This window comes from Streptomyces rimosus (genome assembly GCF_008704655.1).
Lineage (GTDB): Bacteria > Actinomycetota > Actinomycetes > Streptomycetales > Streptomycetaceae > Streptomyces > Streptomyces rimosus.
Genome location: NZ_CP023688.1, coordinates 9,242,099 through 9,252,916 on the forward strand (window position 1 = coordinate 9,242,099; position 10,818 = coordinate 9,252,916).

Sequence of the window (10,818 nt, forward strand, 5' to 3'; positions counted from 1 at the left end):
AGCATGCCTGTGCTTGATTTCTTGGCTCAGCAGACGTGCCCCTGCTGTTGTCGCAGTGCGGGTGGTCAATGGGCGGATGGTCTTGGATGGTGGCGGCGGTGAGCCGGGGCTCGCCGCCGCCTTGAACGCGCACCCGTCCGAGGCTTCACCGGGCTAACCCCATCGATCTGAGGCGCCGGATGCGGCATAAGGCCCGTCCCGCGAACGGTCCTCAGGCCCTACGCCGATGCAAGCGATCCGCGATGCGGTCGACCGTCCAGGCGGCGTGCAGCGTCGGCGCGCTGAGGACGGGCGGAGCGAAGCGTGGCCGCGCGCGCCATACGGCGGCGAGGTCATCGTGCATCCGGTCGCCGGCGAGCCGGTCGGCGAGCAGCGTTCCGAGGTAGGGGGACTGGGCGAGGCCGTGGCCGTTGCAACCGATGGCGTAGAAGACGTTCTTCGCCGCCTCTCCGGCGACCGGCAGCAGCGACGACGTCATCGCGATCCACCCGCCCCAGGCGCGTTGCGGCGCGATGTCGCTGAGCGACGGGAACCGCTCGTGGAAGCCGCGGACGAGGTCCGCCACGACCGCGTCGTCCGGCTCGCGGACGCCCAGCGCTCCCGGCGCGGTCCGCAGCCGGCGGGTTCCGAACATGACCGTGCCGCGTGGCGTGGGCCGGTAGTTCTCCAGGATCGTGTGCGGGGTGATGATGCCGACGCGCCTCGTCCAGCCGGTCGCGGCCAGGCGTTCGGGGTCGACCGGTTCGGTCTCGACCAGGCTGGTCCAGATAGGTGTAACCATCCGCTTCGGGGCGATCGCGAGGTCGCGGGAGTAGGCGTTGGTGGCCAGAATGACCCGCTCGGCGCGGACGCGGCCGCCGGGCACGCTGACGACGGCTCCCGTGGCATGGGGCTCGACGGCGCGTACGGTGGTCCGCTCGTACGTCCGTACGCCCGATGCGAGGAGCACCTCGCGCAGACCGAGCGCGAACTTCCCGGGGTTCAACAGCCCGCCGGCCCGTTCGAAGACGCCGCCGAGGAACGTCTGCGGCAGGCCGAAGTCACGCCCCTCGACGAACTCGACGTCCGCCCCCGCGCCCCGGAGGATCTCGGCGTTCCGCCGGGTGCGCCGGAGCTGGCCCGGGGAGACGGCGGCGATGACGTTGCCCGTCGGCTCGTAATCGCAGTCGATGGCGAGCCGTCCGATCAGCTCTTCGGTGAATCGGGCCGCGCTGTCCGCGTAACGGATGAGATGCGGCAGGCGGCGGGCGTACAGCATGTTCAGCAGCTGCGGGTCGCCTGCCAGCGCGTTCGACAGGTATCCGGCGTTGCGCGAGCTGCCGCCCCATCCGCAGAACCCGGACTCCAGCAGTACGACATCGGCACCTCGCTCGGCCAGCCGCAGCGCCGCCGCTATGCCGGCGTAACCGCCCCCGACCACGGCGATGTCGCACGTGAGCTCCCCTTCCAGCATCGGCGCGAAGTCGCCGGGCCGGTCGGCCCAGCCGCTGAACGCCGAGTACGTCACGCCGGCGAAGCCGGCCCCGCTCGCTGCAACGTCGTACATGTTGATCCCGGCTTCCCGTTCTGCGTACAGAAGATGGCGGCACCGTATCGAGCCGGACGAATTTTCACAACATGCGTTACGGAAAATGGTGACCGCGGTCGACCGCGTCACGGTCACGGAACCGTGCTGCCTGTGGGCGTGCCCCGCCTGGGCAAGGCTGGTCCGGTCAGGGGCTGTAGCGGCAGATCGAATAGGCGACCATGGCGGCCGCCCTCGTGTGGCAGGTGTGAGTACTACGGAGCAGCCGCCTACCGGTTACGGGCGGTGCGCCCCGCCACCCCCGTAACCGCCGACGCCGTCCGGGCCGAGCAGGATCGTTTCTCCCGTCCTCCGTAGGAGTGATGCACGGATGCGCACCGGCGGGGACGGGCAGAGGTGGACGCGGTATCTTTCCCACCCGCAGGAGGACCCGTTGATGCGTCTTCGCTCCGCCTTCACCGCCGTATTCGGCGCCGCCCTGCTCCTGGCCGCCGTCCCCGGTTCCGCTTCGGCGGCATCCGGGCAGTTCCGCTACTCCTACGAGACCGTCGACGGGTTCGAAGCCAGCGGCTTCCTCGACAACCCGCCCAGCGACCGGTGCATCAACCTCCACGGTGTCGGCGAGGACAACCCCCAGCCCGGCCACACGCCACAGAACCGCACCGACGCCTGGGCGACGGTCTTCACCGGCACCGACTGCGAAGGCGACTCCTTCCGCCTCCGGCCACGCACCGGCGGGGCCTCCGAGCGCCTGAAGCTGCGCTCGGTCATTTTCAGCTGACGCGAGGGGACAGAGGCAACCCGCACCAGGTTGTACGCGGCGGTCATTGCCGTCGCGGGTGTCGCGTACCTGCGACCGGACGCGCTGGCCGTTCGGCAAGAAGCCGGGCGGCCAGTCCCTCAGTGGGACGTATCAAAACAACCGTCCCATCCAGAATCGCGGCACCACCATCCCCCACAAACGCCAGGCTCTAGGAGCGGGTGGCGGTCGCGCAGTCGTTGCTCGGGGCCGTCGTACCGTTGCCCGCGCCGATCGGCTTGCTGCGGTCGTACGGGTCGACCTGGTGGGCCTTGTCGGTGGGCTGCTTGGCGGCCGTACCGAAGGACGGCACGAAGTAGCCGGTCGGGGCGGAGCAGCCGCCGTTGGTCATGTCGAGGGCGTACGAGACGAGGGACATCGTGCCCGGCTCGGTGATGACCTTGGCCGGGTTGTCCCAGCTCATCACCACCTTGCGCCGCGCGATCGTACGGACGACCTCGGCGTCCCGCCCGCCGTCGCCCGCCGGGGTGACCGGGTACACAAAGGTGACGTCCGCCGTCACCTCGACCGCTCCCCGCTTCCCTTCCTGGTACGTGAGCCGGCCGCGCGTCTTGACCACGTCACCGACCAGCCGGGCCTGCTCCGGCCGGAAGCGGCTGAACAACAGCAGCGGGTCGGTCTCGGAAGTGGGCGCCGTCGATGACAGGGCAGTACGCAGATACTCCTGGACGTCCGCCTGGTGCGGGTTCAGCAGCGCGATCGCCTTCGTGGGCCGTTCGCCGCGCAGCACACGGGAGTCGAGCCCAGCGTCCACCAGAAAGTCCCGGCTCTGCCGCAGCGCCCGCTCGACCTGGGCGGCGTCCATCCAGCCGGTCGCCTTGGCCGGTGGCACCGTGATCCCCGCCGCCCCGTCGGCCCAGCGGGCGGCAGGCGAACCCCGGAACGGCTCGGCGAGGGTGGGACGCAGATCCGGCTCGGCGCCGGGTGCCTCCCGCGGGTTCTCCGACTCGGCGGCCAACGGCGCCCCGTCCTGCCCGCCGTCGCCGCCGAACCAGCCGACGACCTGCTGCGGGAAGAGCCCCACGGCCAGCAGGGCCAGGGCCGTCACCAGCCCGACCACGTACCAGCCTTTCTTGCGGTGGGGCCGGGCCGGTGAGTACGTACGCCAGCCCTCGGGCTGCCCGGCACGCTCCCGCAGCCGCCGCTCCACCTCACGGGCACGCGCCGACGGCTCCACCGGCGCCCCGGCCGCACCCGCCACCGATTCACGCAGGAACCGCTCCCACTCCTCCTCGGACACGGACGACCCGTCCTGCCCCCCAGCTCCGCTCACACGCACTTCCGTTCTCGCTCGACTGCCCGACACCCGATGACTCGATCGCTCGCCCGCCTGATCGGTTGACTGCGCACTGGTCGATCGAAATCCGCCCGTATGATCGCATGAGCAGGCCGCTGACCTGCCGGGCAGTGGGTGAAGCGGGTAGGTCGCCGCGCTGTTCGCCGGCACGGGCGGGGGCCTCCATCGGCGTACGTAAGGTCCGCCGCGTACACGCTCGAAGTAGGACGACCTGTTCGCGGCCCAGCGGGGGCCGATTACGGCCACAGCGACGGCGGTAGCGCTCGCCAACGCCACTCCGGCGGCTGTCGGCAGGGTTCCCCTCTACCGGGCCTTCGGCGCATCCCGCGTCAGTCGCCCCGGGGCACGCGCCAACCCCGTCACCGCGGCAGGAAGTGGAGCACTGAGCGCCAACCCGGCCAAGTTCCCGGTCCTCGGCCCGCTGAGTCAGTACGGCCGCGCTGATCTCTCATGCATGCATGGGGTCTCGCCCAGTATCACAGCTTGTCCGGACGACGTCCGTACGGACGTTGAGGCCGGGCCTGCCACGGGGGCGCGCGGCCGGTGCGGCGATGCGACAGGCCGCCGCCGACCGCGATGCGGGTGCCGATGACCGACGTGTCCGCGCTGGGCGAGGCGGAGGGTGAGGACCGTATCCGGCTCTCGCCCGCTGTCCTGCCGGTGTCGCTGACGACCGAGAACGGCGCCTGGGTCGGCGAGGCGGCCCACATCCCAGCGCCGACTGGGCAGGACCCGCTACGACCCCACCTTCGCGGGGCTATGGCGACATCGTGTGAGGGCAGCCCCCGACACGGCGACGGCCGTGCCGGAGGCGGTCCGGAACACGAACATTCCGGCCGGCCCGAGTGGGGAGCTGGGAGCGCGAGGTGTAGTGGAAGCCGGTGAGCGTCAAGGCCTCGTCGCGGTCGCCGGTAGTGAAACCGAATCGACATGATCAGGCCCTGGCGAGATCATGGACAGATGCCGTCGACCGAATCAGCAGCCCGCCGGTTTCAGGACCGTGCGGTTCTCTGGAGCATGGGTGAGATCTCCGCAGCCGACGTCGTCACGGCTGCCTGTGATGCACTCGTTGCCGGCCTGGACAGTCCTGCCCTACAGATCCTGGCGGCGTGCACACGCGCGGAGGCGGGTTACGACGTCCCCGATCTCCTTCCCCCGGCACTCGACGAACTGGGCCTCACCTTCTACACAGTGGGCAGTGTTGCCGGGCAGGAAGCCGCCGCACGAGCGCTTGCCGCCCGGATGCTGGCCGACGAGCTGACGCCACGTGAGCTGGCCTTCCGGATTCACCAGTGCTTCGGGCACGAGCTGCCTCTGGCCGAGCGACTCGCCGAGCTGGACGACGAGTACGACGTTCTCGAATACAGCGATAGAACACCGGCACAGGTCGACGCCGATGTCACGGCCGAAGCTCTGCGGCTTGCACGGCATCCTCGTGTTTCCGCCGAACTTGCGGATGGACGGACCTGAAGCAGACCGGTGGACCCGTGGGTTCAGGCTGGTGGCGGGCGACGCGAAGTCTGCGTGGGCCTGCTCGACAGCTTCGGGGTACGCCTCGCGCTTGCGTACTCGGCGAGCGCCCGATAGATGCTGGCCACCGATTCCTTCTGCCTCTTGCGCTTGCTGGTGGGGGGGATCAGGTCGAGGCAAAGCACTCCTTGACACCAGCAGCCTCATGTACCGTCCTTGGCCAGCAGTTTCATCGTCCATTCTCGCTGTTCGGCGGTGTCCGGGACGGCGAGTCCGCGAGCCTTTTCGATCTGGCTCCAGGCGGTATCGGGAGTGACGCCGTTGAGGATGAGGAGCGAGGCTGCGAGGAGGGACGAGCGTCCGATGCCGGCTCGGCAGTGGGTGACGATGTGGGCGCCGTCGTGCAGCGCTTCGGCGAGGCTGCGCAGAGCGGGAAGGATCGTGGTGCGGTCGGGGACGGTGCGATCGGGGATGGGTATCGCGACGAACTGCAGCCCGGCTGCTGTGGCTGTCCGGGGCTCGTCGGCGAGGCCGAGTTCGTCGCGTTCGGGCTCGGTGAGCGCGCAGACCAGGACGTCGACGCCGCAGTTCTTGAGCGCGGTCATCTCGTCTTCGAGCCAGTCATGACCGCGGGGTCTGGCCATGGTGCTCAGTCGTCCCGGGCCGGGAAGCCCGATGGTGAAGAGGGCAGGGCGCATGTCAGCAACACTTTCGGCTTGGTGATATGGGAAAACCGTCGATGCCGAGAGGCATCGCGAGGCAAGGTGGCGCCCCTTCCGGGAGTTCGGGAGGGCACCGGGGCGTGCTGGATCAGGCGGCGCTGAACCAGCAGATTTCGACGAAGTCCAACGGGCCCTCGTACTGCTCCATTTCCGTGGCCCCCAGCCAGTGGGCCGAACGCCAGGACACGGTCAAGGGGCCGGCGCTGGACCGGCACACCACCCTGGGCATCATCCGCATGGTGCACAATGACGATCGAGGGGGCGCCTCGGACGTTGCCTCCGCCCTGGTCGAGACCGGGAATCCGGACGGGGTATCACCGTCTGCGCCCCGTACGGGGACATGAGCTTCACCGGACCCGCTCTGGTTGCCGCCGACACCGCCCACCCAGGGATCGAGTACGAGGCCGAATGGGGCGACGTCGCTGCTCTCGCCGGCCAGGCCCGGCCCTGGTGGCCCTATCTGCTGCGACTGCCCCAACTGATCAACAAGTGAAGTGGGAGCCCGGCGCGCCGCGGACCGTCGCCGAAGTCCCGCCCAGCGTCGACGAGAAGACCCTGCGCGCGCCGCGCGCAACGATGTCTTCGATGCCGACTCGCGGACCGCCCTGCCGGACATGGCCAACGACATCCGCAACGGGCGCACCACGAGCGTCGTGCACGACAATGAGATATTCGGCGAACGAGAATAGCGCGAGAAGCCGAACGCCGTCATCATCGGCGCTGGCTCGACACCATTCACTACCCCTTGCTCCTCGTCGACGACTGCCAGGCTCTCCAGGCCGGCTGACGCAAGCTCGCCCTGAGCAGCCACCCCGACGCCGTCGCGGCGCTGGAGGTCGCCGTCGGCCGTGAGCCGGACCTGCTGCCGTACGGAGCGCTGACCGAAGTGCCCGACCGGCCCGGCACCGTCATCGAGCGTGGACCCGCCGTCTGGCGATGTGCGATCCGACCGCAGCTCACGCCGTGCTCGCCGACGACGACCGCGTGGACGCGTTCTTCCTCGACCCGCTCCCGACATGCCCGTCCTGCGCACTTCTCCGGACCGCGGCAAGCCCACTTGGCGGTTCTACGCGCCGCTGCTCTTTCCGGCCAACGGCGCGGACTCGCCTCAGCCGTGCTGCATCACACCGTGTGGATCACCACCAGCGACGGGCACGTCCGCCCGCGCCCTGCACGCCGACCGAACACCTGTGGTGGGGCAACGGCTGGGCGACCAGCCCAGCGAAGCCGCGACGGTCATCGACACCCTCTTGGACGACCTCGGCGCCACCGTCAACCTGCGCGAACACTTCAATGCCTCCAAGGGACTGGTCTCGCTGCTCAACGAGGAACGCGAACAGGGCACGAAGCTCACCCGCAGCACCCTGCTCCAGGCCCGCATGCGCCCGCCGCGCACGCACTGAACGCTCGGCCCGCCGTGCAGGAGGGGAGCGATCTTGCGCTGCTGCCGACCTGCCGTCTCGGCAGCGACCTGAAGCGGGCGGCTTTGTATCTGGCCGCGCCAGCCGAGGACCAGGCGCGGCTGGAGGTCCGCTCTGCCCGGCCTGGCGAGCCACGGTCGCACACCCGCTGCGCGCTGCCTGCCCAGAAGGGCGAGCTACAGGTGCACATGCGACCCGGGGCCATTGATGGGCGTCGCAGAATGGTGGAAATCTACTGACGGGCCCGGCGATTCACCCACACTACGATGGCTGCCCACAAAACGGTGACACCGACGATGGCCAAGGCAGCCGTTGCCGTGCCCTGATAAACACTCCATGCCTTGTGCCGCAGGCTGGCGCCTATGGCTTCGCCAGGCGTGTTGTTATCGCCGTCGTGGTGCCCGCTTTGCATGTGGTCAGAGGCGAGCACCCAGCACACACCGCGCACAAGGGAGGTAAGGAGCAGTAGAGCTAAGCCTGTTGTGAATACGGGCCATAGGCGCTTGGGGTGGTCTGTCAACGCATGATCCTTTCAACACCACGCGGTGCGGTTAGAGGCTGACGAGCCACCCGGCCAGGGCACCAGCACACATGCAGAGCGTACCCGTCACCTTCCGCTCCTGACGGCACCGGTAAGACGGTGCCGGCCTGGACCGTTTAGGAGCTGTGTCGTATCTCCTTGAGCCGTGGCCCTCTGAAATGGCCGGAGGGTAAAGGGGCGTCGGATGCAGGCATGGCAGGGGTCGGATGAGGAAGCGTGGGCTGGTCGGGGAGAACTGTCGGCTGTTCGATGACCATTACCCGCTCAGGCGTCAACGTGTCGGTCTCTCCTGGTACCGGCAGCGATCGCGAGACGAGCTTCGACCTGGCAGGCCGGCCCCTCGCGCTGACGGGGCCGCTTCTGCACGGAATGCCGCCGACGGCGGCCGGTCGGCCGGGTTGTCTACGCGGCTTGGGTGCGGTTCCTCGCTAAGGCTCGGAGTCGGTCGCGTTGCTGGGGCATGATCTGGGCGACGTTCACTCGGTTTTGATCACAGCCGCGTGTACCGTCACTGTGGTGGACTGCATAGCCATTGCTGCCGAGAACCGAATCCCCTTTCCGGCCGCCATGAACCCCCTCAGCCCGGTTGAGGGCGGCTCCCGATGACCGCCCCCGAGAACGCCTCGCTGGAAGCGAGGGCGGCAGACCACGTTTCTGCCGTTCTGCTGGAGCAACTGGCTGACAAGCTCGGCCGCCGGGCACCGGGCACCGTCGTGTTCGGTGAACCCATCGCGAGCCAGGACATCACTGTGATCCCCGTGGCACGGATCGGGTTCGGCTTCGGCGGTAACACCGGTCAGCAGGCCGGTGAGGACGGTGTGGTCGGCGGCGGGGTCGAAGCAAAGCCGCTCGGCTTCATCGAGATCAAAGAGGGCAAGGCCGGGTACAAGCCCATCCGCGATCCTTGGGTGAACGTACTCGTACCGCTAGCGGGCGGTGCCCTGGCCGGAGCGGCGATCCTGCGCTACTTGGCGCGCCGCGGGAGGCACTGAAGCAGGGCCGCCCTGGCCCGGCGAAGTTGAATGTGGGCCTCCCTTGGGAAGGTCGCCATGCTCAGAAGCCTCCGTGTCGAGCGCAGCCCGGAGTGGAACGACATCGGGCTGGTCTGGCGGTAGTGAAGTACGGGGGCATGCCTTGGTGTGCCGAGGTCAGCGCCGGCTCCCTCGGCGAGGCCATGCCCCGGCAACGAAAACGGTTCCGATCACAGGCTCGACGGGATGCAGCCAAGCGGGGAGGCAGAGTGAGGCGGCTGACCATGACAGTGATGAAGGCCCAGGTGAGGTGGGCCTCGCTGTGGGAGATGAGTCGCTCGTAGTCCCGAACGATTCTGCGCGCTCTCATGACCAACGAAATCGCCCGCTCCACCCGCAGGCCGATGTGCCGGCGGACCGTGTGGCGCATGCCCCGCCTCGGGCGCCCGCCGGTCATCCAGGCCCCTACCGGGTCGTCGCCCGGGCTCTGCGACGTCTCGGGTACGGCCTGCGGATGCTTGCCCAGTCGCCGTACGTACCGCGGCACGCCTTCGGCGGGGGAGACGGCCGGGCGCGCCCATACGGTGGGTGCTGGCGTACCCGCCGAGCGGGACTGCGGGCGGCATGGGCGTTCCCAGGAACGTGATGGTCGAGCTGGTGCTCGCGCACCAGCTCGGCCACCTTCCGCACGCGGGCGGGGGATACCGGTGGCGACGGTGAGGGTCTCGTGGTGTGCCCACGGCGGCTCCGTACACCGGGTCGTGCGGTCGCCTTAGGGCTTATACACAGCGTCGCTCCCGTACAACTCCCTGGTGAACGCGGAGACATCGGCGCTGCGGTCGGTGTTGTCGAGGTTGTACGTGAGATATACGCCGTACCCTTCGCGGACGGTGCGGCGGGCGAGGTCGGTGGTCGTGCTCTGCGGGGTCCGGCCGATCTCGACAGCCGCCGGCGAGAGCTTCGACTTGGGGAGTGCGATGCCGGGGACCTGCCAGGTGCCGTAGTACGGGTTCCAGGCGTAGTCGAACTTGGAGGAGATGTTGACGCCGCCGTAGGAGAGGCGCGACGCGGACGGGCCGATGTTGTAGAGGCTGATGATCTTGTTCGGCATGTTGGCGCGCAGCGCCGTCACCAAGTGCACGAACGAGCTGTTGTTGGGCTGGCCGGTGCCGTTGGTGCCGTACTTGGCGTACTCGTCGTCGAAGTCGATGCCGTCCAGGCCGTACTTGGTCACGGTGTCCGACAGCTGTTTCGCGAACGCCGAAGCCGCTTGCTGCGACGGGAAGTTGGCGAAGCCCGCGCCCTGGTGGTTGCCGAGTACCGAGAGAGTGACCTTTATGCCTTTCCGCTGCAACGGCCGAACCTCGGTGGCAACGTTGTCAAGGACGCGCTGCACGTTCTCGTTGAAGTGCAGGTACGCCGCCTTCGTGTCCGTGTTGTAGTTGATGTTCGCTGCGAAGATCACGGCGACGTCGAAGACGTTGCCACCGCCGTTGGCGAGGGTGTATTTGCCCACGTTGAGCATGCTGTGGTTGTTCACCTCGACGTAGGCCACCGAGGTCGGTCCCTGCTTCCGGGGAGCGGGGGTGGTGGCGGCTGCCGCGCCGGTCGGGGCGGTGGCGCCGATGGCGAGGGCCGCGATGGCCGAGAGCGTGAGTGCGGCCGTCCGCACTCTGCGGCGTATCAGATGCAACATGGGGGATCGGTCTCCCGTCGTAGGGGCCGGCGCCCGACCTGTTCGATGGCGCCGGGTGAGATCTGCGAGTTTTACACTCGATTCAGGTGTTCCGGAAGAGGCCCATTGGCTTTATAGGTGAGCTTCCAAAACTGGCCCAGGGTTGTCAGGGCTATGCCGGGGGGCGGCCGTAGCGGTGTGACGACCTCGCCGGTGAGTCGGTTTGCGTCCCCCAGTAACTCCTCGCTCCTGGCTCTGGGGTCTCCTGCCTGGCCCGTACGGACCCGCTCGACCTCGGTGCCCGACACCACCCACGGCGCGGTCCGGGCTTTCTTCGGCCCCCGGAGTTCTCCCGCGGACCGGCCGGCCAGTGCCG

General features: G+C 68.7%; 10 protein-coding genes. 6 read left to right on the forward strand and 4 right to left on the reverse strand.

Translation table 11 applies throughout. The annotated features are described in order from the left end of the window. Positions 1-211 precede the first annotated feature (211 nt). The gene (locus CP984_RS40390) at positions 212-1,546 is read right to left on the reverse strand and encodes an NAD(P)/FAD-dependent oxidoreductase (protein WP_003979222.1); all 1,335 of its coding nucleotides are present in this window, start codon (positions 1,544-1,546) and stop codon (positions 212-214) included. Positions 1,547-1,961: 415 nt separating this feature from the next. Here CP984_RS40390 and CP984_RS40395 point away from each other — a divergent pair, with 415 nt between their 5' ends. Next, the gene (locus CP984_RS40395) at positions 1,962-2,306 is read left to right on the forward strand and encodes a hypothetical protein (protein WP_030182144.1); all 345 of its coding nucleotides are present in this window, start codon (positions 1,962-1,964) and stop codon (positions 2,304-2,306) included. Between the two features lie 190 nt (positions 2,307-2,496). On the opposite strand, the gene CP984_RS40400 is transcribed toward CP984_RS40395, so the two are convergent. Continuing rightward, on the reverse strand, positions 2,497-3,585 hold the full coding sequence (locus CP984_RS40400; protein WP_003979224.1) for a hypothetical protein: 1,089 nt from the start codon (positions 3,583-3,585) through the stop codon (positions 2,497-2,499). Positions 3,586-4,602: 1,017 nt separating this feature from the next. Here CP984_RS40400 and CP984_RS40405 point away from each other — a divergent pair. Further along, complete coding sequence (locus tag CP984_RS40405) at positions 4,603-5,112, forward strand: hypothetical protein (RefSeq protein WP_078587037.1); 510 nt, start codon at positions 4,603-4,605, stop codon at positions 5,110-5,112. A gap of 203 nt (positions 5,113-5,315) precedes the next feature. On the opposite strand, the gene CP984_RS40415 is transcribed toward CP984_RS40405, so the two are convergent. After that, positions 5,316-5,810, reverse strand: a complete 495-nt coding sequence (locus CP984_RS40415) for a protein-tyrosine phosphatase family protein (RefSeq protein WP_030182138.1) — start codon at positions 5,808-5,810, stop codon at positions 5,316-5,318. A 104-nt stretch (positions 5,811-5,914) separates the two neighbouring features. Between CP984_RS40415 and CP984_RS40420 the strand changes: the two genes are divergently transcribed. The 4 genes from CP984_RS40420 (at position 5,915) to CP984_RS40430 (ending at position 8,788) form a co-directional block, all read left to right on the forward strand. Beyond that, positions 5,915-6,178 (forward strand): hypothetical protein, encoded by a 264-nt coding sequence (locus CP984_RS40420; RefSeq protein ID WP_129820939.1) that lies wholly within the window; start codon positions 5,915-5,917, stop codon positions 6,176-6,178. Further along, on the forward strand, positions 6,175-6,327 hold the full coding sequence (locus CP984_RS41705) for a hypothetical protein (RefSeq protein WP_156100307.1): 153 nt from the start codon (positions 6,175-6,177) through the stop codon (positions 6,325-6,327). The genes CP984_RS40420 and CP984_RS41705 overlap by 4 nt, the downstream gene beginning before the upstream one ends. Positions 6,328-7,024: 697 nt before the next feature. After that, entirely contained in the window at positions 7,025-7,237 is a 213-nt protein-coding gene (locus CP984_RS41710) for a hypothetical protein (RefSeq protein WP_050498887.1), read from the forward strand. Between the two features lie 1,161 nt (positions 7,238-8,398). Beyond that, positions 8,399-8,788 (forward strand): GerW family sporulation protein, encoded by a 390-nt coding sequence (locus CP984_RS40430; protein ID WP_003979231.1) that lies wholly within the window; start codon positions 8,399-8,401, stop codon positions 8,786-8,788. A 751-nt stretch (positions 8,789-9,539) separates the two neighbouring features. Here CP984_RS40430 and CP984_RS40440 read toward each other — a convergent pair. After that, positions 9,540-10,463: an endo-beta-N-acetylglucosaminidase H gene (locus CP984_RS40440; RefSeq protein WP_003979232.1), complete on the reverse strand. Its 924-nt coding sequence runs from the start codon at positions 10,461-10,463 to the stop codon at positions 9,540-9,542. Positions 10,464-10,818 lie beyond the last annotated feature (355 nt).

What these genes read in the sequence shown, in the direction of transcription:
- CP984_RS40440 (WP_003979232.1), bottom strand. Translation starts at nt 10,463, where the DNA reads ATGTTGCATCTGATACGCCGCAGAGTGCGGACGGCCGCACTCACGCTC.
- CP984_RS40390 (WP_003979222.1), bottom strand. Translation starts at nt 1,546, where the DNA reads ATGTACGACGTTGCAGCGAGCGGGGCCGGCTTCGCCGGCGTGACGTAC.
- CP984_RS41705 (WP_156100307.1), top strand. Translation starts at nt 6,175, where the DNA reads ATGAGCTTCACCGGACCCGCTCTGGTTGCCGCCGACACCGCCCACCCA.
- CP984_RS40395 (WP_030182144.1), top strand. Translation starts at nt 1,962, where the DNA reads ATGCGTCTTCGCTCCGCCTTCACCGCCGTATTCGGCGCCGCCCTGCTC.
- CP984_RS40405 (WP_078587037.1), top strand. Translation starts at nt 4,603, where the DNA reads ATGCCGTCGACCGAATCAGCAGCCCGCCGGTTTCAGGACCGTGCGGTT.
- CP984_RS40430 (WP_003979231.1), top strand. Translation starts at nt 8,399, where the DNA reads ATGACCGCCCCCGAGAACGCCTCGCTGGAAGCGAGGGCGGCAGACCAC.
- CP984_RS40415 (WP_030182138.1), bottom strand. Translation starts at nt 5,810, where the DNA reads ATGCGCCCTGCCCTCTTCACCATCGGGCTTCCCGGCCCGGGACGACTG.